This is a genomic window from Mesorhizobium sp. 1B3 (genome assembly GCF_050958605.1).
Classification (GTDB): Bacteria; Pseudomonadota; Alphaproteobacteria; order Rhizobiales; family Rhizobiaceae.
Genome location: NZ_JBJHDO010000005.1, coordinates 97,955 through 119,843, shown reverse-complemented (window position 1 = coordinate 119,843; position 21,889 = coordinate 97,955). Strand labels below are relative to the sequence as shown.

At 62.0% G+C, this 21,889-nt stretch carries 20 protein-coding genes; 7 read left to right on the top strand and 13 right to left on the bottom strand.

Annotated elements, in window-relative coordinates; all coding sequences use genetic code 11:
• Window positions 1-2 precede the first annotated feature (2 nt).
• Window positions 3-536, bottom strand: a complete 534-nt coding sequence (locus ACCO56_RS15320; protein ID WP_433641634.1) for a peptidylprolyl isomerase — start codon at window positions 534-536, stop codon at window positions 3-5.
• Window positions 533-1,819 (bottom strand): acyl-CoA thioesterase/bile acid-CoA:amino acid N-acyltransferase family protein, encoded by a 1,287-nt coding sequence (locus tag ACCO56_RS15315; protein WP_433641633.1) that lies wholly within the window; start codon window positions 1,817-1,819, stop codon window positions 533-535. The genes ACCO56_RS15320 and ACCO56_RS15315 overlap by 4 nt, the downstream gene beginning before the upstream one ends.
• Before the next feature lie 167 nt (window positions 1,820-1,986).
• On the opposite strand from ACCO56_RS15315, the gene ACCO56_RS15310 reads away from it, so the two are divergent.
• The 5 genes from ACCO56_RS15310 (at window position 1,987) to ACCO56_RS15290 (ending at window position 7,190) form a co-directional block, all read left to right on the top strand.
• Complete coding sequence (locus tag ACCO56_RS15310) at window positions 1,987-3,579, top strand: gamma-glutamyltransferase family protein (RefSeq protein ID WP_433641632.1); 1,593 nt, start codon at window positions 1,987-1,989, stop codon at window positions 3,577-3,579.
• Window positions 3,580-3,648: 69 nt separating this feature from the next.
• Window positions 3,649-4,044: a Rid family detoxifying hydrolase gene (locus ACCO56_RS15305; RefSeq protein ID WP_433641631.1), complete on the top strand. Its 396-nt coding sequence runs from the start codon at window positions 3,649-3,651 to the stop codon at window positions 4,042-4,044.
• Between the two features lie 43 nt (window positions 4,045-4,087).
• Window positions 4,088-5,182: a PLP-dependent cysteine synthase family protein gene (locus tag ACCO56_RS15300; protein ID WP_433642016.1), complete on the top strand. Its 1,095-nt coding sequence runs from the start codon at window positions 4,088-4,090 to the stop codon at window positions 5,180-5,182.
• 186 nt (window positions 5,183-5,368) lie between these two features.
• Window positions 5,369-6,349 carry a bile acid:sodium symporter family protein gene (locus ACCO56_RS15295; protein WP_433641630.1) on the top strand — a complete coding sequence of 327 codons (981 nt, stop codon included), beginning with the start codon at window positions 5,369-5,371 and terminating at the stop codon, window positions 6,347-6,349.
• Window positions 6,350-6,368: 19 nt separating this feature from the next.
• Window positions 6,369-7,190 (top strand): VOC family protein, encoded by an 822-nt coding sequence (locus tag ACCO56_RS15290; protein ID WP_433641629.1) that lies wholly within the window; start codon window positions 6,369-6,371, stop codon window positions 7,188-7,190.
• A gap of 134 nt (window positions 7,191-7,324) precedes the next feature.
• On the opposite strand, the gene ACCO56_RS15285 is transcribed toward ACCO56_RS15290, so the two are convergent.
• The 5 genes from ACCO56_RS15285 to ACCO56_RS15265 all read right to left on the bottom strand — a co-directional run bounded on the left by ACCO56_RS15285 (window position 7,325) and on the right by ACCO56_RS15265 (window position 12,341).
• On the bottom strand, window positions 7,325-8,629 hold the full coding sequence (locus ACCO56_RS15285) for a TRAP transporter large permease (protein ID WP_433641628.1): 1,305 nt from the start codon (window positions 8,627-8,629) through the stop codon (window positions 7,325-7,327).
• 2 nt (window positions 8,630-8,631) lie between these two features.
• Window positions 8,632-9,165: a TRAP transporter small permease gene (locus ACCO56_RS15280; RefSeq protein ID WP_433641627.1), complete on the bottom strand. Its 534-nt coding sequence runs from the start codon at window positions 9,163-9,165 to the stop codon at window positions 8,632-8,634.
• A gap of 82 nt (window positions 9,166-9,247) precedes the next feature.
• Window positions 9,248-10,312, bottom strand: coding sequence for a TRAP transporter substrate-binding protein (locus ACCO56_RS15275; RefSeq protein WP_433641626.1), 1,065 nt, complete (start codon window positions 10,310-10,312; stop codon window positions 9,248-9,250).
• A 34-nt stretch (window positions 10,313-10,346) separates the two neighbouring features.
• A complete protein-coding gene (locus ACCO56_RS15270; protein ID WP_433641625.1) occupies window positions 10,347-10,877 on the bottom strand; it encodes a PPC domain-containing DNA-binding protein in 531 nt (176 codons plus the stop codon).
• Window positions 10,878-11,288: 411 nt separating this feature from the next.
• Complete coding sequence (locus ACCO56_RS15265) at window positions 11,289-12,341, bottom strand: LacI family DNA-binding transcriptional regulator (protein ID WP_433641624.1); 1,053 nt, start codon at window positions 12,339-12,341, stop codon at window positions 11,289-11,291.
• 155 nt (window positions 12,342-12,496) lie between these two features.
• Here ACCO56_RS15265 and ACCO56_RS15260 point away from each other — a divergent pair, with 155 nt between their 5' ends.
• A complete protein-coding gene (locus ACCO56_RS15260) occupies window positions 12,497-12,949 on the top strand; it encodes a nuclear transport factor 2 family protein (RefSeq protein WP_433641623.1) in 453 nt (150 codons plus the stop codon).
• A gap of 55 nt (window positions 12,950-13,004) precedes the next feature.
• Here ACCO56_RS15260 and ACCO56_RS15255 read toward each other — a convergent pair whose 3' ends face one another.
• The 3 genes from ACCO56_RS15255 to ACCO56_RS15245 all read right to left on the bottom strand — a co-directional run bounded on the left by ACCO56_RS15255 (window position 13,005) and on the right by ACCO56_RS15245 (window position 18,181).
• Window positions 13,005-14,210, bottom strand: a complete 1,206-nt coding sequence (locus ACCO56_RS15255) for a homocitrate synthase/isopropylmalate synthase family protein (RefSeq protein WP_433641622.1) — start codon at window positions 14,208-14,210, stop codon at window positions 13,005-13,007.
• Window positions 14,211-14,318: 108 nt separating this feature from the next.
• Entirely contained in the window at window positions 14,319-16,382 is a 2,064-nt protein-coding gene (locus ACCO56_RS15250; protein WP_433641621.1) for a hydantoinase/oxoprolinase family protein, read from the bottom strand.
• 2 nt (window positions 16,383-16,384) lie between these two features.
• Window positions 16,385-18,181: a hydantoinase B/oxoprolinase family protein gene (locus tag ACCO56_RS15245; protein ID WP_433641620.1), complete on the bottom strand. Its 1,797-nt coding sequence runs from the start codon at window positions 18,179-18,181 to the stop codon at window positions 16,385-16,387.
• A gap of 277 nt (window positions 18,182-18,458) precedes the next feature.
• Between ACCO56_RS15245 and ACCO56_RS15240 the strand changes: the two genes are divergently transcribed.
• Window positions 18,459-19,388 (top strand): LysR family transcriptional regulator, encoded by a 930-nt coding sequence (locus tag ACCO56_RS15240; RefSeq protein ID WP_433641619.1) that lies wholly within the window; start codon window positions 18,459-18,461, stop codon window positions 19,386-19,388.
• A gap of 18 nt (window positions 19,389-19,406) precedes the next feature.
• Here ACCO56_RS15240 and ACCO56_RS15235 read toward each other — a convergent pair whose 3' ends face one another.
• From ACCO56_RS15235 to ACCO56_RS15225, 3 genes are read right to left on the bottom strand one after another with little or no spacing between them, the layout of a single operon-like run.
• Window positions 19,407-20,009 (bottom strand): glutathione S-transferase N-terminal domain-containing protein, encoded by a 603-nt coding sequence (locus tag ACCO56_RS15235; RefSeq protein WP_433641618.1) that lies wholly within the window; start codon window positions 20,007-20,009, stop codon window positions 19,407-19,409.
• A gap of 36 nt (window positions 20,010-20,045) precedes the next feature.
• The gene (locus ACCO56_RS15230; RefSeq protein WP_433641617.1) at window positions 20,046-21,332 is read right to left on the bottom strand and encodes a TRAP transporter large permease; all 1,287 of its coding nucleotides are present in this window, start codon (window positions 21,330-21,332) and stop codon (window positions 20,046-20,048) included.
• On the bottom strand, window positions 21,329-21,883 hold the full coding sequence (locus ACCO56_RS15225) for a TRAP transporter small permease subunit (protein ID WP_433641616.1): 555 nt from the start codon (window positions 21,881-21,883) through the stop codon (window positions 21,329-21,331). The genes ACCO56_RS15230 and ACCO56_RS15225 overlap by 4 nt, the downstream gene beginning before the upstream one ends.
• Window positions 21,884-21,889 lie beyond the last annotated feature (6 nt).

Genomic DNA, 21,889 nt, shown 5'->3' with positions numbered 1-21,889 from the left:
CGTCAGAGACGATGCGCGCCCGTGACGGCGATCCGCGTTTCGAGGCGGTCGCCCGATTCCGCCCGCGCGAAGATCGCATCGAGCGCTCGCCATCCGTCCAGCACCTCGCCGAACGCCGCGAAGCCATGGCCGTCCGGATTGCGCCCGCCGCCCTCGTCGAGTGATTGCAGATCGCCTCCGATGCAGAACACGAAGGCGCGACCGGCCGAACCGGTCTCGCGCCGGGCCATGGACAGCGTCCCGCGCCGATGTTTCAAACCCGTCAGCGAAGTCGGTTCATGCGCGATCGGCGGCAGCGGCGCCGCCTCCTCGAACGTGCGGCCCCATTGGATCACTTCGATGCGGTGGCGGATATCCGGCGGCTGGTTGGCTTCCGTGACGATGCGGTAGATCGTCGTGCCAGCCAGCAGGCCTTTGTCCACGTGCTCCAGAAAGGCGCCGGCCGACAGTGGCGCACGGATCGGATCGACGGCCACCGTGACCGATCCCAATGCGGTTTCGACACGGACGCGCACAAGCTGCGTGACCTCGCTCATGCGCACTTCTTCTGGCAGCGTTCGAGAAAGTCGAGCACGGCCGGCCAGCTTTCCGCATTTGCGCGGGCATCGGCTTCGGCCGTGCCGCCATTGGTGGAGAAGATGCCGGACACCGGATGCGGCGCGGTGATGCCCGTGGTCGGAATATAGGGGAAGACGATGATGTGGCCCGCCTCTTCGTAGCGCAGGCGCTCCACATGACGGCCCGCTGCGCGCAGGCTCTCTTCCATCACGTCGCAATGATAGTCGGTCGGCCACCAACCGTCGTCGGTCCCGTGGACGAGGAGCACCGGGGCCGTGATCCTCTCGACGGGAATTCTTGCTCTCTCTACCGCGGCAGCATCCGCCATGGCGGTCAGAAGCGCATATTCATGGCGTCGCGGCTCAGCCCCGCTGTCGTAGGGCGCGTAGGTGCCGGTCCGGTTGTTTTCCCAAAGATGCGGCAGCGGCTTGCCGTCAAGTGTCCATGTCGGTGCCAGCCGCCCCCTTGCCGGGTCACCCGCGCTCTGCGCGCTGTGGATGCACGAGGCCGGTACATAGGCCATGACGGCCGAAACGAGTTCGGGAAAGGTCGCAGCCAACAGCATCACCAGTTCGCCGCCGCGCGACTGCCCCGTGATCGCGACGAAACCGTCCTTTGGCTTTTCACTGCGACGCAGCCACGATATGGCGTCACGGAAATATTCCAGCGGCGTTTCGTTGATCCAGTCCGGCCGGCCGGCGAAGCGGAAATAGCCCAGCGCCAGGGCGAGATAGCCCCGCGACGCGTAAAGAGCGGCGCGTGGTTCGTTCACCCCGCCTCCAGAACCGTTCATCACGATCACGGCAGGATGAGGCCCAGGACCCGCCGGCCGGTAAAGCACGCCGCAAACGCCGTCTCGCTGCACATCCTCGCGAGCCACGCCTTCGGCCGCGAAGATCTGCGTCATCGAACCTTGCGCCCTGCCGCCGGCCGATTGCGCGAGCAGTTCGGTCACCACAGGCTCGACGCCCGCCGCGCCGCTTTGGGGTCCGGTGGGGCGCGAAACTTCCTCCTGCGACCAGATCAGGCCCATGGCCGAGATGCCTGAATAGCTTCCTGAAACCGGGGCGTCGCGCGTCACGTCTACGATGCCTTCGGCGTCGGCAAGAAACACGGCCCGCGCCTGCCAGACACTGCCGCCGGTGCGCCGGGAGCGGGCGGTCAGTTGCACCTCTGCGCCCGCCTCCAGGCCGCGAATCACAATCCGTCGGGGCACGTCGATCAACTCGATCTGCGGCATAACGGAAATCACAAGAGACACCGACATCCTCCTTCACGAACCGAGCGGTCTTCATCGCAGCCGCAAAATTCCACTCGCATCTCCGCATTTTCAATCGTATAATTCAAATGAATTTTTTATTGCGATTGCGTGCGGACGGGCACCATGACTTGATGCATGTGATAGCCCATCGTCGAGGAGGATTATCCATGTCCGTTGATTACGCCCAGCCATACGGTTCGGCCCGATCGCCCGTTCTCGGCCAGAACATGGTGGTAACGTCACAGCCATTGGCGGCCCAGGCGGGCCTCGCCATGCTCGCCAGGGGCGGCAACGCCATAGACGCGGCCATCGCGGCGGCCATGACGCTGACGGTGGTCGAACCCACCGGTTGCGGCATCGGTAGCGACGGGTTCGCCATCGTCTGGGACGGACAGGACCTGCACGGGTTGAACGCGTCCGGCCGCTCCCCCGCAGCCTGGTCTCCCGACTATTTCGAAGCTTTCGACCAGGTGCCCCAAACAGGCTGGAACAGCGTGACGGTCCCGGGCGCGGTCTCGGGCTGGATCGCCTTGTGGGAGAAGTTCGGCAGCGTGCCGCTGGAAACGATCGCCGAACCCGCCATTCGCTACGCCCGAGACGGCTTCAGTCTCTCGCCCATCATCGCGCGACTTTGGGCGATGGGCGGCCGGAAGCTGGGCAACGAGCCAGGTTTCGGTCAGGCGTTTCTGCCCGACGGTTACGCGCCCAAAGCCGGCGAGATAGTGCGCCTTCCCCACCACGCCGCAACGCTGGAAACCATCGCTTCGACACGGGGCGAGGCCTTTTATCGCGGCGCGCTTGCCGAACGGATCATAGCCCATGGCAAGGCGCATGGCGGCGCGATGACGCTGGACGATCTTGCATCTCATCAGCCCGACTGGATCGGCACGATCAGCCAGCGGTTCGGCGATGCCTACGTCCACGAGCTTCCTCCGAACGGTCAAGGCATAGCGGCGCTGATCGCGCTCGGCATCCTCGAGCATCTCGGCATCGGCGACAAGCCGGTCGATCACATAGACACCATTCATCTCATTATCGAGGCGACGAAACTCGCGCTGGTGGACATCGATGAGCACGTGGCGGAAGAAAACGCGATGCAGTTTCCCGCCCAGGCGCTGCTGGATCCCGCCTATCTGGCCGAACGTGCGGCGCTCGTCGACCGGCAGCGCGCCGGCGATCCGGGCCACGGCACGCCGCGAAAGGCCGGCACGGTGTATCTCGCCACCGCCGACGCGCAAGGACGCATGGTCTCGTTCATTCAGTCGAACTACATGGGTTTCGGCTCCGGCCTTGTGGTTCCGCAAACCGGGATCAGCCTGCAGAACCGCGGACACGGCTTCAGCCTCAAGCCAGGGCATCCCAACCGGGTCGCGCCGCGCAAGCGGCCCTTCCACACGATCATCCCGGCTTTCGCCACCAACCTTTCGGGCAAGCCGTTGATGGCCTTCGGCGTGATGGGCGGCCCGATGCAGGCGCAGGGTCATGTGCAGCTGGTGGTACGCGTTCTGCACTACAGTCAGAATCCGCAGGCGGCTGCCGACGCGCCCCGCTGGCGCATCGCCGCAGGCAGGAAAGTCGCGGTCGAATCCGGCTTCCCGGCGAATCTGGTCGACGGGCTACGTGCTCGCGGCCATGACGTGGTGGTCGAGACGCCCGACGCCGTTTTCGGCTTCGGCGGCGCGCAGGCGATCCTGCGCGAGGCAGGCGCCTATGTCGGCGGCTCCGACCCGCGCAAGGATGGCCAGGCGGTGGCGTTTTAGTGAAACGGGGAGGAAGCCAGCAACGGCATTAAATCCTCATATGAATTGCTCAGCAATCAAGGAACGACAATGAAGGCTATTTCCACGACCGCCGCGCCGGCTGCAATCGGCCCCTATTCGCAAGCGATCATCCACGGCGGAACCCTCTACGTGTCGGGACAGCTTCCCATCGACCCTGTGATTGGATCGTTTTCCTCGGAAGATCCTGCCGAGCAGATCCGCCAGTGCCTCGCCAACATTGCTGCCATTGCAAAGGCCGCCGGTACCGATATGGCGCATTGTCTGAAGACCACGGTGCTGGTGTCCGACCTGTCGCGCTTCGCCGAGATCAATGCCGTCTATGCGAGCTTTTTTTCTGAGCCTTTCCCGGCGCGAGCGACATTCGAGGTATCGAGGCTGCCGAAAGACGCACAGGTGGAGATCGAGGCCGTCTTCGCGCTGCCTGGCCAGGCGGGAAGTGCCTGAGATGGGCCATATCATCGAATGCCCGCAGCCAGATTTCTGTTCGATGAGGGCTCGCGAAACGGATGCGCTGGATCGCGCCTGGGTCCGCCGCGCGATAGACCTGCTGCAATGCGACGGCCGCCGCTCGGCGGACACGCACCTCATCAATCCCATGTTCCCCGCGCTCAAGGGCCTCTCCATCTACCTGAAGGACGAATCCACCCACCCGACCGGCAGCCTGAAACATCGCCTTGCGCGATCTCTCTTCCTTTACGGAATTTGCAACGGGCATATCGGGCGCGGCACGACACTGGTCGAGGCATCGTCAGGTTCGACCGCTGTTTCGGAAGCCTATTTCGCGCACCTTCTGGGCCTTCCCTTCATCGCGGTGATGCCGCGCTCCACGTCACGCGTGAAGGTGGATGCCATCGAGCGCATGGGCGGACGCTGTCACTTCGTCGACGAGCCGTCCCGGGTCTATGAGGTCGCGGCCCAGCTCGCAGAGGAGACGGGCGGGCACTATCTCGACCAGTTCACCAATGCGGAACGAGCCACGGACTGGCGCGGCAACAACAACATTGCCGAAAGCATCTTTCGCCAGATGTCGAGCGAGCCTCACGCCAGTCCGCATTGGGTGGTGATGAGCGCCGGCACCGGCGGAACGGCAGCCACCATCGGCCGCTATATCCGCTTCCAGAATCTTCCGACCAGATTGTGCGTGGCCGACGTCGAAAACTCGGTTTTCTTCGACGCCTACCGGAGCGGGGATCTCCGGGTCACATCGGCGAAGCCCTCGAGGATAGAGGGCATCGGCCGCCCGCGCGTCGAGCCATCCTTCGTGCCCGGCGTGATCGACTGCATGCTGCGCATTCCCGATGCGGCGTCCATTGCCGCCGCCCATGTCCTGTCCGAAAGATTGTTTCGCCGTGTCGGCGGATCCACCGGAACGAACTTCATGGCTCTGCTGCACATGGCCGCCCGCATGTTGCGCGAAGGCGCGGAAGGATCGCTCGTGACCTTGATATGCGACAGCGGCGATCGCTACGCCTCGACCTACTACAATCCTGACTGGCTCAAGGAGAACCGCCTTGAGGTGGACTCTCACAAATCCCGCATCCTGCGGTTTCTCGAAACAGGGTCCGGGCTGGACGCCCCATGATCGGGCAACGCGTCGTTGCCGGCCATCGGCCTGGATCCTGCACCTTGCGGCAGACTTCCGGGCCTCTTCTGACTGAAGCCAAACCAAAAGAGGCGCCTTCCTTCCGACCCAACGGAAGAACGGGACAGCCCGCCTTCATCGATCCAGCGACATGGATCACAGACCTAACAGATAAAAAGGAACCCCATGTCCGCCTCCAGACTCGAAGCCGTGCTTAAACGGATCGGCATCGACCGGTACATGGTCCTGCTCGCAACAACGGTTCTTCTGGCAAGTCTGGTGCCTGCCCAAGGCGATTTCGCTGTTGTCCTGCAGCATGTGACCTACTGGGCGATTGCCCTGTTGTTCTTCCTCTACGGGGCCAAACTTTCAACGGCTATGATCGTCTCCGGCCTTGCCAACTGGAAGCTACAGATTGCTTGCCTGCTGTGCACCTTCGCACTCTATCCCCTGCTCACGATGGCGGCGGCGCCGCTCCTGTCGGCCATCTTTCCGGCCGCAGTGGTGTTGGGATTTCTCTACGTGGGCTGCATGCCCTCGACCGTACAAAGCTCGATCGCCTTCACTTCGATATCGGGCGGAAATGTTGCAGGGGCCATATGCGCGGCCTCGATATCGAGCCTGCTCGGCGTCGTCCTGTCGCCTCTGCTGCTCATGGTGCTCATTCCCGCGGCCGCCGAGTTCGCCGTCGCCCCTTCCGCCATTTGGAAGATCATACAGCAAATCCTGCTGCCCTTCCTCGTCGGTCAATTGTGTCGCCCGCTGCTGGCCGACTTTGTCAATCGGCACAAGACCACCACGATGGCGGTGGACCGCGGCGCGATTCTGCTGATCGTCTATTCGGCCTTTTCCGCCGGTGTCGTGAACGGAATCTGGTCTGTCATGCCATGGCAGTCCGTTGCCGGTCTGGTGGGGCTCTGCGCCCTACTTTTGGCTTTGGTGATGGGGCTGATCCTTCTCGTCAGCCGCGTGTCCGGCATGAACAGGGCCGACATGCTGGCCCTGTTCTACTGCGGCTCGACAAAGAGCCTCGCCACAGGTCTGCCGATGGCAGCCATCCTTTTTGCCGGGCAGGACATCTCACTCATCGTCCTGCCCCTGATGCTGTTCCACCTCATTCAGCTCATCGTCCACGCCGTCGTATCGCAGCGTGCCAGGGCGGCCTGAGGCGAAACGGAGATTGCAAATGACCGACTTCGACCATGCCGTGATCAATGTGCTCGGCCGAATGGACGAGGCCGCAGAACAATATGCAAGGCTGGGATTCACCCTCACGCCACGCGGCTATCATACGCTCGGCTCGATCAATCACCTGGCTGTCTTTCGCGACAGCTATCTCGAACTGCTGGGATACGCGCCCGGAGAACGCGACAAGCGGGCCGAAATGTGGGTGCATCCGGCCGGCCTGACCGGCCTGGCCTTCCGTACGGGGAACGCGGCATCTCTTCACGACGACCTGCAGCGCGATGGCGTTGCCGTCGAACAATACAGGGATTTTTCACGCCCCGTCACGATCGACGGGCAGGAGAGGAATGCCAGCTTCCGTACCTTTCAGGTCGACCGCCGCGACGTCGACAACGGCCGGATCTTCTTTTGCCAGCACAACACGCCCGAGTTGATCTGGCGCCCGGAATGGCAGTCCCATGCGAATGGCGCCACAGGCATCGCGGCGTTTACGATCATATCCAACGATCCCAACCGACTAAGCGCTCTACTGAAACGCGTTCCCGGCATCTACACCGACGGAACGATGCGTGCGGGACGCACGACGCTGCGTGTTTTCCACCCCAGCCAGATGCCTGACCTTTGTTCAGGCGTATCGCTCCTACCCGATCTGGCAGGCGGCGCCATGCGAATGGTGGCGCTGGACCTCTTCACCGAATCACTGGATGTGACCAACGCTTGTCTGGATGCACGTGGCGTTCCCTACCTCCGGGAGAGGACGAGCCTGTCGATTGCGCCGGACGCCGCCCTTGGGCTCGTCCTGCGCTTCATCGAATACGCGTGAAAAGATCCTGCTGCGACTGAGCGCCCAGAGCCAATCATGAATCCTTAACCTGCGAGGACAGCTCGCGGTAGGCCCGGCTCATGAGAGCGCTTGAGGCGCCTGAGCATCGCCGCCTGGAGATGCAGCCTCGCACCTCACCGCATGTTCGGCAGCAGCAAGGCGATCTGCGGAAAGGCGAACAGGATGAAGATCAACAGGAGGTTGATCATCCAGAACTGCACCGCCCCCATATAGATCGTCTTGAGGCTGATGCTCGGCACCGACGCCTTGACTGCATAGAGGTTCAGCCCGACCGGCGGCGTCACCATCGCGACCTCCATCAGCGAAACGACCACGACACCGAACCAGATTGGGTCCCATCCGACGGAATGGACAATCGGCATGACGAGGGGAATGGTCAGCGCAAGAAGGCTCGACACTTCCATGAACATGCCAAGAAAAATGTAGATCACTGTCAGGAGCAGCAGCAGCGACAACGAGCTGAGCCCAAGGTTCAGAATCCATTCGGCGATAAAGTCGCTGAACCCGTTGAGAGCCAGGAAGCCGCTGAACACCATCGAGCCGATCACGACGATGAAGACCGATGCGGACATGTTGACCGCTTCCCGGCACGCCGTGAAGAACTGCCCCGCGTCGAGGCGGTGCTGAAGGATACAGGTGATCGTAACCAGAACCACGGCGACGGCCGCCGACTCGACCGGCGTCCAGATGCCGTAGAGAATGCCGGCGATGACGGCCATGACCACCAAGATGAACGGCAGCACCGTCGACACGCCCTCGAAACGCTCCTTCCAGTTGAAACGCGGCCCGGCAGGTCCGAGCGAAGGGTTGATCCGGCAGCGGATTATGATGAGCAGGACGTAGCCCACCGCCAACAGCAGACCCGGCACGATGCCGGCCACGAGCATCTTGCCCACCGACTGTTGCGCGAAAATCGCATATAGGACGAGCGTGATGCTCGGCGGAATCATGATCGACAAGGTGCCGCCGGTTGCGATCGCCCCGGTGGACATGCGCTCGTCATAGCCGAAGCGCTGCAGTTCCGGCAGGGCAATGCGGCTCATCGCGGCCGATGTCGCCACGCTGGAGCCGGTGATTGCCGCCATGCCGGCGCATGTGCCGACCGAGGCAACCGCAACACCGCCGGGGAAGCGCCCGAAATTGCGGTAGAAGAGGGTGAAGAGTTCCTTCGTGATACCGGCCTTCGAGGCAAGCGATCCCATCAGGATGAAGAGCGGAATCACCATCATCGTGTAGGAGCTGGAGATATCCACCGCATGCAGCAGCAGCAGGTTGAGGCCCGAGGTCCAGTTCCCGAGAAACACGTACGACCCGACGATACCCACGATGGCAAGGGCCGCGCCGATGTGAACGCCCACCGCCAGCAGAAGAATCAGCAACCCACCGGCGACGACGAGAGACAAGGTTCCAACGTCCATTGTCAGTCTCCCGTCCCGGTCGTCTCGGCCTCAGTCGAGCCATCCGGGCGGCCCATCAGCCGCAGCACCATCCGGATTCCCTGAACCAATAGCGTCAGAAGCGCGAGCCCGGTTCCTGTCCAGATCATTCCAAGCGGAATCCAGGTGGGTATCTCGATCATCCCGCGAAGCAGGAAGCGACCATCGTAGGCTTTCTGGAATTCCTCGGTGGCGATCCAGAGCAGGAGTCCGAAGACGGCAAGCCCGGTCGCGACATCCACCAGTGACAGCAGCGAGGCAGCGGGACCCCGAACCCATTCGAATATGATGTCGACGCGCAGCTGCTCGTTGCGGAAGAGCACGAGGCCGAGCGGCAGGAAGGTCGCCATCACCAGCAGCACGCTCGATATTTCGAATACGCCGACAATCGACCGCCCGACGATCCAGCGCAACATGATATCAACGCTGATGAGCAGAGAGATGGCGATCAGCGCGACCGCGCCGAGCACCGACGCGATCTCAAGAACTCTGTTAAGATTACGGACCAGGCCGTTCATAGACTTTCCCCGTTTTCAGCCCAACCCGTATGTGCCGGCGTGGCGACTTGCCGAAGCCGATGCGCGCTGGATGGCAAGGCTGCTACTTCGCCTGCAGATAGGAATCCGCAATGGCCCGGTATTTGGCAATGATCTCCTCGCCGGCCAGCCCGTTCTGCTTGAGGACGTCCACGGCGAGCGCGAGGAAGTCGGGAGCCTTGGAGGCAAGCGCATCCGTATCAGCCTGGCTGAGGTGATGGACAGTCACGCCTGCGGCCTCCATCTCGCCGAACGACTTGGCGGCGAAATCATTGACCTGCGCCGACGCGATCGGCCGCATTTCGGCAGCCACCTTGGAAACGGTGTTGCGGATATCTTCAGGCAGCGCGTTCCAGTCGTCGAGGTTCACCACGAAAACCACGGGCGCAATCGCCGTGAACGCACCGGCCTCCGGCCCCGTCGTCAGAAGATTCTTAGCGATCTCCGGGAACTTTGCATTGAGCATGGCGGGCGGATCTGTCATCGCTCCGTCCAGCACACCTGTCTGCAGGCTCGTGTAGATTTCGCCGAAAGCGACCGACAGGGGAACCGCGCCTGCGGCTTCCATCAGCTTGGGCAGAACGTTGCCAAGCGTGCGGACCTTCTTCCCTTGCAAGTCGGCCAGATTCGTGATCGGGTCGTTGGAAATGATCGCATAAGCAGGCGATGGCACAAACAGCAGCGGTTTGAGACCCTGCTTCTCATACTCGGCAGAGAACTCCGGCACCTGCTCTAGCAGTTCGGCGGTCAGATCCGCGACCTGATCGAGGGTGAGGCTGTTTCCGTAGCGCAGGTCCACGAGGCTTGCTAGCGTAGCTGAGATCGGCAGCTGCCCCGGGAAGAACGACACCACGGTCGATCCCAGATTCGCCACCTTGCCACGCACGCCCTCGATCGTGTTCTCCGGCTTGAGCAGCGCGCCGCCGGCGACATGGCGGATCTTCAGCCGGCCATCTGTCTCGTCGGCGATACGCTTGAAGAACTCGTCGGCCAGAAGTCCGGTCTGAAAATGGTCCTTGGCATAGCCGTTCGAGTAAACCCAGTTGATCTGCTGGGCCATTGCCTGCCCCCCTCCCAGGAGCATGGCCGCCGCAACTCCGGCAGCCAGCAACATTTTCCTCAATGTCATTTTATGTTCCCCTTTTTGTCTTTCCTGTCCGAAATCATTCCTGAACCAGATCGTGGATAGGAACGCCCATCGGGTATTTTTCCGTCGTTTCCTTCGACACTCCGAAATTCAGCAACGCGCCCGGCGTGCGGGCGAGAACGATAGTAAAGTGCGAGATCGGATGGACCGAGCGTACGAGACAGCCCTCGATGAGATGGCCCATGTACGACTTGCCCGCATGGGTGACGGTCAGATGGATGTGCAGGTTGGGCTCACCTTCCCTGTAGATGATACCGCTCACCTTCTCCGAATCGTAGGTGTTGCGCGTAACGCCGATTGTCCCGACGCCGCTGCATTCGATCATACCTTCGAGCTCCAGGACACCCGGAGGCGTGTGCATGTCGGTTGCCTTGATCGGCATGCTCAGCCGCGCCTTGCGCAGGCCGCCGACGATGTTGAGCACGACCCCGCTGCGGATGTTCTCGCGCCTGCATATCTCCATGATCTCCAGATAGAGGTCTACATCCGGATCGAGCTGAGCCCAGATCACGTCGTCCATGCTTGCCTTGGCTATGATGGAAGCCATTCCAACTCCTTTTTAAATAACGACCCGCCGGACCGGCGGGTAATTTCTGCGGCGCCCGGCGCCTTTGCCTGGAAGCCGTCAGAGCGTTTCTCGGCCGGCGCAAGCACGGCCTGGAACGCTCACTCCCCCACAACCGTCAAAACGGCACATAGCCGGCAAAAGCTGCTCCTGCTGTTAGCGCAAACAATAGGCGCTTTCTCGCAATTCAGCGTCCTTGCCATAGTCTCGATGTTATCGCTAACAATGCGCTTGTCAAGTCACCTGACGAGAAAGCGAAGAACCAGATTCAGGACAGGCTCGAATAGGCACGAGAGCGACGAGCTTCTCGAATTGCTCTTCAAGCACAAGGTGCTGGCCAATGCCTTCGGCGTTCGGCCGGCCACCCACTGACCGTGCATCGACGGAGGATCTTCAGGCGCTCTGCCGCCTGACGATCTCGAATCCGCAATCCACGACGGCCGGCCCATCATAGCTTCCCGCAATCCTGTCGATCAGGATGGACGCGGCGCGCCGGCCGATATCGACGCGGGGCACATGCACCGTCGTCAATGACGGCACGAGTTCAGCCGCCAGCTCGACATCTCCGAAACCCGCGACTGCGATGTCGTCCGGCACCTTCAGGCCGCGCCGCAGGGCTTCCATCAGGCAACCGACCGCGAGTGTGTCGGACGAGGCAAAGACCGCATCCACGTCTGGCATGTTCTCAAGTATGTGCTGCATAGCCTCCCTGCCCGCATGCACGCCGAACTTGACCTTCATCTCCAGCCGTGGATCGTTTGCCATGCCGAGTTCGGCCACCGCCGACCGATATCCTTCAAGACGTTCAAGGGACCTGTCGTTCATCGGCGCATCGATCGAAACGAAGGCGACCCTGCGGTAGCCCCATTCGTGCAGCGACCGGGTCATCTCGTAGGAGGCCTTGACGTTAGAAAAGCCGACGCTGACGTCGAATGGCTGCTCCGGCTTGTTCCAGACCTCGACCACGGGCACATCGGCATTGGCCAGCAACTTGCGCGTTCGCGATGTCCGCAAGCCGCCCGTCAGAATGATCCCGGCAGGACGCCAGCCGATGAACCCCGCCAGCAGTTCCTCCTCCTTTTCCACATCGAAATTCGTCTGACCCAGGAGCAGGTGGTAATGATTGTCGTGAAGATGCGTCGAGATGGCCTCGATCGTGCCGGAAAAAACCGAATTCATCATCGTCGGAAACAAGGCGACGATCACGGGCGTGTGCTGCGAGGAAAGGCTCCGCGCCGCATAGTTCGGCACGAAGCCACAGATCCTGATGGCCTTCTCGATCTTCTCCCGCGTCTCGGCGGAAACCTTTTCCGGCATCCGCAGCGCCCGCGACACGGTCATCGTGGTCACGTTTGCCAGCTGAGCCACATCCGCCATCGTCGCCAACGGCCCGCCGCTCCGGCTCGATGTCGACGCCTTCCCCCCATTATCGTTACGTTTGCTCATGAAAGATCGCCCGCCTCGATGGTCCGAATAGCCCTGAATCATCATGGAGACAAAGTGTCTCTGTCGTGTTATCGATAACACCTCGCCGAATTTCAAGGCCGTGCAATTCCTTCGGGTGCCGGACAGAGAATGGCCAACCTTTCACGAATGTCCGAATGGAAACTTTAGGCGCCGAACAGAGGGCAGCAATCGAGCAGGCCTGCATCCGCCTGTCCAATGCCTTCGCCACCTATCTGGATACGAAACGCTACGAAGACGTCGTCGCCCTGTTCACGGACGACGCGCGTTATCGGCCGCGCGATCATGTGTATATCGGCCATGAGGGCGTGCGTGCGTATCTCTCGTCGAGGCCGGAAAATCGCCGGTCCCGGCATGTGATCAGCAACCATCTCGTGGAAGTCGTGACCCCAAACGAAGCGCGCGGCCGCTGCGTCATAGTCTACTATGCCGACGAAAGCGGCGCGCCGGAGGGGCGGCCCGCACCATTGGCAGGCCCGCGCCTCGTCGCAGACTATGTGGACAGGTTCGTGTTGACGGAGACTGGCTGGCGGATCGCGGAACGCATCTGCGAAGTCCAGTTCGACCATCAGGCCGACGGCGCGAGCTAATCAAGAAGCTACAGCGCGTCGCGAGCGGGCGCCGCCCCGCGGCGGCCCTTGTTCATCAACGGCGTTCTGCCGCTGCACGCGCGAGCTTTGCGAACTCTTCGTCATTGAGGGCGCGCCTAAGCCGCACGGCCTCCTCCTTCACCTGGTGCAGCACAACAGCCATCTGCTGGTCGGTCACGGAGATGCCGAGCTGAGCTGCCTTGTACTTGACGGAGACGAGGCCGCTCTTCTTGCCGAGCAGGATGTCCCGGCTCTGGCCGACGATAGCCGGGTCGTAGGCTTCCGCCGTATAGGGGTTCTTCAGGACCCCGGCCACGACCATACCCGCTTCGTGGCGGAAAGCGTTGTAGCCGACAACCGCCTTGTTGGCGTGCACGGCAATGCCGCTATGCCGCTCGACGAGTTCGGAGATGCTCTTCAACCCGTCCAGCTTGATGCCCGTGTCGTAGCCGCACAGCACCTCCAGCGCCATGACGACTTCCTCGGTCGAAGCATTGCCGCAGCGTTCGCCGATGCCGTTGATCGTGGTCGAAACATAATCGGCTCCTGCCATGACCCCGGCAAGCGTGTTGGCGCAGGACAGACCGAAATCGTTATGGCAGTGGATCTCCATAGCCAGACCCGGCGCGGCTTCCTTCACGTTCTCGACGATGAAGGCAATCGCTTCCGGGAGCGCGCAACCGGTGGTGTCCACGATGCGCAGACGGTCCACACCGTCGAGCTGACCCAGTCCCGCCGCCACCCTGCGCAGGAAAGGCAGGTTGGCGCGCGTAGTGTCGAACGGGCTGAAGACGACAGCCAGCCCCTTCGCATTTGCATATTCGACCAATGCTCGGGTGCGGGCCAGATAATCTTCCTGGGAAATTCCCTTCAGCTTGTACTCGCGCTCGATGTCGCTGATCGGGAAGCTCAGCCGCACACCCCAGACGCCAATTTCGGCGGCCATGTCGATGTCCGCCTCGAGCCCCCGGCAAAGCACGCTGATCTTGGCGGAGAGACCGAGGGCGCAGATCGCCGCAATCGCCTCGCGGTCCTCCTCGCTGCTGGCAATGGTGCCGGCCTCGATCTCGTAAACGCCGATCGCCTCGAGCGCCTTCGCGATCTCGACCTTGGCTGCGCGGTCCAGCACGATCCCCGCCTGCTGCTCGCCGTCGCGCAGCGTGCAATCGGCGACGCGGATGACACGACCGTCGAGACGCGGAAGATTTGCAACCTCGTTAAATGGACTCGGCCAACGGCCATTGCTGGGGGTGAACTGCATGAAATGGTCCTCTCGACGATCCGGCGCCATTCTTCCGCGCCCAAACAGTGACTTGCCGTCCCCGCTCCGGATCTGGAGCGAGGCCAACACAAAGCCGCGCGCGGCTCGCTAAACCGCGATCAGGTAATTCCCGTAATCGGATATGCAGGCGACCGCCCCCGGCGGGACAACAATCGCAGTGAGAGGTTCTTCGATGAGGGCAGGCCCCTCAATTACATGCCCGGCGCGGAGTCCCTCCCCCCGATAGACAGGCACGCGGTCGATGCGACCGCCCTGGTGGAAATAGGCCGAACGATGCTCGATGATCACAGGCCCCCCTTTTGCCCGCTCGATCGTCTCAAGCGTCGTATCGGGCTGCATGCCGATCGCCTTCGCATTGATCTCGACGATCTCGACCGGATCGTCTGCGCTACGAACATTGTAGAAGCGTTCATGCAGGCGGTGGAAATCCTCCAGCATCGCGGCGACATCCGCATTGCTGTCGAAACGATCGACGCGCAGCGGGAGGGTAAGCTGCCAGATCTGACCCGGATAGCGGGCTTCCGCGGTAATCTCGATCCTGCGATCGGCGGGAGCGACGCCCATCCTGTCCAGATAAGCGCCGGCCTCCGCCTTCAGGTTGGAGAGGACCGCATTGACCGCCGCGAAGTCGAATCTCTTGGACTGTGCGAAGATGCTGCGCCCATACTGGTTCTGCACATTGCTGGTAAGGATGCCGAAGGCGCTGAGGACGCCGGCAAAGCGGGGCACGATTACTTGCCGGATGTCGAGTTCGCGAGCGATCGTCACGGCGTGCAAGCCGGCTGCTGCGCCGCCTGCAACCATGACATACTCGCGCGGGTCGATGCCGCGCTTGATCGTGATTTCTTCGATCGCGCCCACCATCGACTGGTCGCAGGTCACGCAGACCAACTCCGCGGCCTGATCGAGATCGACGCCTAGCGGCCCGGCCACATCCGCCGATATCGCGGTATTCGCTGCAGCGACGTCGAGCTTCATCGTCCCGCCCGCAAAGGTTTCGGGATTGAGATACCCCCTGACCACGTTTGCGTCTGTGACGGTGGCGCGCGTGCCGCCACGTCCGTAGCATGCAGGTCCGGGCCAGGAGCCGGCGCTCTCCGGGCCGGTATGCACGAAGCCGCCGGCATCGACGCGGGCAAGGCTCCCGCCACCTGCGCCGATCGTCAGCACCTCCACGCTCGGGACACCGAAGCTGTGGCCCGCGATCACCCCGTCGCGATGGGTGGAGATTTCCCAGTCCGATACGATGCTCACATCGAAGCTCGTGCCGCCCATGTCCACCGTAATCACGTTGCCATTCTCGACGCCCTCGATCCGGGCGAAACGACGGCCGGATTCCGGAGCCGCCGAGGGGCCGGAGAAACAGAGGTAGATCGGCTTTTCCAGAACGTCCTGCGGCGAAGTCTGGCCACCGCTCGACGTCACGAGCGTGAGCACGCCGCCGAACCCTTCGGCGGCAAGGCGACCAGAAAGGGTCATCACCGCCTCCTCGACGATCGGCTTCAGCGAAGCGTCGAGTGCGGTCGCCGAGGTCCGGCGATACTCGCGAATGCTCGGGCTGACACGATGGCTCAGGCTGTAGGGCAGGCCCGGGGCAAGCTCCTCGATCAGCTGTCCGACACGCTGCTCATGGCTTGGATTGGCGACGGACCAGACGAAGGCAACGGCAATCGCCTTGACCTCCTGCTCCACCAGTTCGCGTATCGCGGTGCGGACGCCCTCCTCATCCAGCGGGGTGACCACGCCGCCTTCGGCGTCGATCCGTTCGTTGATCTCCAGCGTCAGACCGCGCGGGATATAGGGGCCGGGATAATCGACATCGACTTTGTAGGTGTCCTCCTTGCCGCCCTCACGGATCAGCAGGATGTCGCGATGCCCCCTGGTGCACAGCAATCCGGTCCGGGCGCCCTTGCCCTCAAGGATGGCATTGGTCGCAGCCGTCGTCCCGAAAGCAAACTTACGGCAATTCTTCATCAGCTCGACGGTCGAAACCCCCACCGCCGCCGCAGCGCGGCCTACGGCATCCAAGGTTCCATCGACGATGTTGCTGGGAGTTGTCGGAGCCTTGACCGCTTTGATTGTTCCCTCGTCGGACTTGATGACGAGGTCGGTAAAGGTTCCGCCGACATCCACGGCGATTTCATAAGCCATCTTCAAGCCGCTCCCAGTTCCTTCCTGCGGGCCGAGGTGGCGTTTTCAGCCACCGTCATTCGATACCCCTCACCCGACACCACGACGCCATAGACGCCCGCGACGCGCTCGCCGGAAATCCAACCCTCCCTGTAATCGCGAAGCACAAGCTGCGGATCGCGCTCCAGCGGATTGCCGTAGCCGCCTCCGCCGCACCCTTCAGAAACGATCGCCTCGCCGGCTTGCAGAAGGAACTCACCGGTGGACGGAAGCTCGATTTCGGTGCCGTCCTTGCGCCTCAGCTTTACCAGCGTCGGCCCGCCGGCACCGCCGCCCTGAACGCCGGCTGGTGGAAAATGCCGCGCCGCCGCGCCGACCGAGAAGCGCATGGGGTTTCCGCGAACGACGAATACGCAGTAGGCGCCAGGCCCACCCTGCTGCCTCCCCGCACCGCCGCTGTCCTGGCGAATCGCCAGGGACTCGACGAGGATCGGCTGCTGCTGCTCGACGACTTCCACGCTCGACTGCCAGAGGATGCCTTGGGAGGATACGCTGCCGTATGTCACCCAGCCGTCGTGGCGTGCCAGGGCAGGACCGCCCCAGTAACCCATGATGACCTGGTTGACGAATGGACGATCGTCGTGGCGGAAATCCAGACCGCTTACCACCGAGCTAGAGGCAGGCAGGCCGATCGTGCCGTAGGCGGAACCCGCCCCGTCGATCAGCTCCGCGAACAACGCCTGAATGTGCGAGCCGAGGAGATGGCACAGATGGGTGGTCGCGGAGGAGGTGGCGGCGGGATATTTCGGCTTGCCGACGACTGCGCCTTCGCGCATCTTCACCTTCACGCGGTTGAAGGATCCCGAGCACCGGGGAATATCCGGGCCGAGTTGCGCGAGCACGTTCATGCGGCATGCCGCCAGCGTCGTGCTTTCGCTCATATTGATGCCGAGCGGCAGATTATCGACGTTCGCGGTCAGATCGACCTCGATCTCGCCCGCCTCTGGGTCGATCGCAAGTTCGGCGGTCAGCGGGATGCCGTCCGGATATTCCTGCAGCATGGAGTCGTAATAGGCGGTACGGGAAATGCGCCCTGCGGGCAGCTTGCGGATCGCCTCGACGCACATCGTCTCGGCATACTCCTGGAACTTCCGCAGGAAGGTCAGAACCACCTCGCGCCCGTACTTCGCGCAAAGCTCCTTGAGCCGCTTCTCGCCCGTGCGCACGGCGGCCAGACAGGCCAGATAATCGCCGTAGAACTGATCGGGCGAGCGGATGTTCGCCTTGCAGATGTCGATGACTTCCGACACGTCGGAATATTCACGCTGCACCCGAAGGCAGGGCAGCTTCAGCCCTTCCTGATACACATCGCGGGAATCGGGACCATAAGTCGTCGCGGTGGGGAAGCCTATGTCGCCCAGATGAGCGCGGGCGATGGTGTAGAAGACAAGCTCGCCATCCATGAACACCGGCACGCAGAGAGTGAAGTCACCGCAGTGCGTATTGCCGTGATAGGCGCTGTTGTTGACGAAACAATCGCCCGGCTTGATCGTGTCGCCGAACTTCGTCTTCACGGCCTGCGGAATCAGCTCGATGGCCCCGACATGGACCGGCAACCCAAGCGCAACGCTCACAGACCGGAAATCCGCGTCAGTCAGGCTGCAGGAAAAGTCCATCGCCGTATTCAGGACGCCGGAACGGCCTGACTTGAAAAGCGCGTTGACCATCTCGCGGATGATCGCCTCGAACCTGCGACGCAGGACGATCATCGTGAACAGATCGATGTCATCGGTCGGCTCGGCCTTGGTAGAATTCAGCATGCGGTCTCTGCTCCTCCGAATGTTCGCACAACTAGTAAGGGGGGCGCGAGATTGAGGCCATTCATAGTTTTTTATGCGCCTCATTGCCGCGAATGATGCACGCTTGGTGCGCGTGCCCGGAAGAAACTCGATCCGGATTTGCGGATTTCCCCCGATATGGGTATCTGGATATTCTCATTGTCGGTCGGCAGCGGCCACGAAACCGGCTGCTGCCGCGAAACAACCTGTCCTGACCCGGTGCGGCATCATTTGCAGCCGGCCGGGGGAATATTTGCTCATGCTAATCACTCTGGACGTCCGGCAGATCCGCTACTTCATCGCCCTCTATGAGGAAGGCAGCATCACGCGCGCGGCGGAGCGGCTGCACGTCGTTCAGCCAGCGGTGAGCATGCAGATACGCAAGCTGGAGGCGGAATACGGTCTCACCCTTTTCGACCGGACCAGTCATGGCGTCCTGCCGAACGCGATTTCGCACCAGTTCTACCAGATTTGTCGCGGCATCATGGAGGATGTCGAGGCCGCCCATCATTTTCTCGTGGATGCAAACGGGCGCGTCATGGGCGATGTGGCGATGGGCATTCCCCCGACGCTCGCGCTGGGAACGGTCGCGCGCGTCGTCAACCGCTACACGACCGAGTTCCCGGACGTGAAACTCAGGATAATCGAAGGATACAGCTCCAGCATCGTCGGCTGGCTGGAGAGCGGCGAGATCGACATCGGCGTTCTGACCAACGAATATGACGAATCGAAATTCGCCTCCCGCCTTTTGATCGAGGAGGAGATCTACGCCGTCGTTCCCTGCGACCATCCCATCGCCCGCGAGAGCGTCATAACAGGTCGGGAATTCGCGTCGCGCAATGTGATCCTTCCGTCGCGTCCTAATCTCCTGCGGCGTCTCATCGACACCTCGTTCGCCGCAGCGGGAATCGAGCTGAAGCCGAATCTGGAGATCGATTCGCTGACGTCCGTTCTGGAATTGCTGAGCCACGGCTACATCACCCTGCTGCCCGGCCACGACATGTCGAACCTCCTCGGCAGGTTGGGGCTGCAGGCCATCCCGGTGCGCGAACCCGTAACCAGACGCAAGCTGATCGCCTGCTACAACGCGCAGAAACTCCTGTCGAAAGCAGCGGAAGCATGCATCAGGATACTCCATGAAGAACTGGCCGTTCCCGGCGCGGACGGCAACGCTATCTGCCGGACCTGATCCGGCCCAGGAAAGGTCCTATCCCGGCCTCGTGGCGACCAGGGATGGGCGCGACGCGATCGAGTTGAACCATTCCGCGAGTTGTGGATAGGCCGTTTCCCAGTCGATGCGGGGCAATCGGAAATTCATCCACCCCAAGGCACAGGCGACCGCGATCTGTCCCAGGTCGATATCACTATCGCGCCAGGCCACATCCTTATCGAGGCTCGCAATAGCGGCGCGCATGCGATCGGTCTGCTCGGCGATCCATGTGTCCGATCTGGCGGACGGCTCACGCAACTCCTCCTGACGCACCAGCAGGCCCGCATCCAGCAGGCCATCCGCCAGCGCCTGCGTCGTGAGAATTCTCCACCGTCGCCCTGCCGGCAGCAGATGCCCGGCCTCAATGTTCCTGTCGCAAATCCACTCGCAGATCACGCCCGAGTCGAAAAGACTGCCCTCCTCGCAGAGGAATGTCGGGACCTTGCCCAGCGGATTGCGCGCACGCAACTCCGTTGTTGTGTCGCGAGGATCGATGCGCTCGAAACACACCTTTTCAGAAAGACCTGCCTCAAGCAGCAGCACCCTGACCTTTCTCACGAAAGGAGAGGTGGGCGAGCCGAACAATCTTGCCGCAATCATCTGTCTGCATGCTCCCACATGGATAGAAACACTGGGTCATTGGTAGGCGAGATCCGGCAGCCACAACGCTATTCCGGGAAATGCGGCCAGCAGGACGATCATCGCGAGGATCGTGAGAACGAAGGGGACCGTGCCGATCATCACATCCGACAACGACCCTCTTCCACGCACGCTCTGGACGACGAACAGGTTCACGCCGACGGGCGGGGTGATGAGCGCCATTTCCAGAAGCAGCGTCATCACGATGCCGAACCAGATCAGGTCGAAACCTGCGGCTACGACAATTGGCGCGACGATCGGCACGGTAACGATCATAACCGACATGCCTTCCAGGAAGCAGCCGAGAACGAGATAGAACAGGACAAGCACGGCGATCAGCGTTAGCGGACCGATGTTCAGAGTCTCCACGAAGCCTGTGATCGAGCGGGAGATTCCGAGGAATGCGAGCACGAAATTGAGGATCGTTGACATCAAGATGATGGCGACCACCATCGCGGTGGTCCGCATCGTGCCTTCCAGAACCTTGCGGACCATATCCAGATTGATGGCCCGCACTCTTGCCGCAAGGCCCAGAGCGCCGACCACACCGAAAGCCGCGGCCTCGGTAGGTGTGGCGATACCGGCATAAATGGTCCCGACCACGAGGCCGAATATGAAGAGAGGCGGCAACAGGTCGGGCAGCACGGCGACACGGCGCTTCCACGTCCATGCCGGCGGATTTCCTCCCATCGCGGGACGTATCCAGCACGCGACGGCGATTGTCAGCATGAAAAGGCCAGCCAGAACGATACCCGGCAATATGCCGGCAAGGTACAGGCGTGGAATCGAGGTATCGGTGAGAACACCGTAGATAATGAGAATGATTGACGGCGGTATAAGAATGCCAAGGGTCCCACCGGCGGCGAGCGAACCAAGAAACAAACGTTCGTTGTAGCCGCGCCGGCTGATCTCGGGTATCGACACCGTTCCGAGCGTTGCGGCGGTGGCCACGCTCGAGCCTGAGGTGGCCGCGAACAGCGCGCTTGCGCCGATGTTAGCATGCATGGTGCCGCCCGGCAGCCACGACATCCATTCCACGAGCGCAGCATACATTCGTTCGGCCAAGCCCGACCGGACCATGACCTCTCCGAGAAGAACGAAATAGGGTATGGCGACGAGGGATTCTGAAGCCATGGCGCGCCAGGCCACCTCGCCCAGCATGCGGTCGAGCGGGATCGGGGTGAAGAATATCGCGAGCGAAAACGACAGCAGGCCCAGCGAAGCGGCGACGGGCACCGAAAGCGCCAGCAGCAGAAGCAGAACCAAGAGTCCGAACACGATCATTTCAGGTTTTCCAGTTCAGCCTCAGCCTCTTCAACGGGCGCCAGCGGTCGCGTCGAGCGCAACCGCAGCGACTGCACGCCGAGCAAGACGGCAGCGAGCACAGCGGTAAACATGCCGAACGCCCAAAGCGCCTGCGGCAGGAAAAGCTGCGTCCGGTTGGGTGTCGGAGCGCGGGCGTTCGTCAGGTAGGAATCCCAGGCAAGCTCCGTGGCGCGATAGGCGATCACAGCGAACACGACGAGGAAGACAAGCCAAGCGACGATGTCGAAAGCGGCCCTGACCCGTGGGCCGAACACGTTCCGCAACATGGTGATGCGGATATGCGCGCCCTCTACCAGGGCGTAGCCGAGTGCCCAGGCCGACGATATCGCGAAAAGATAGGACGACATCTCGTTGACACTGCCGAACGAGAAGCCCGCGAACTTCCGAACCAGTGTCTCCAACGTGATCACGAAGGACATCAGCACGAGAGCGCCGCCGGCAATCCAAACCATGACCTGCGCGCCAACTCGGGCACCACCGAGGATTCCTCCTCCTGCATCCGAACCCATCGATCC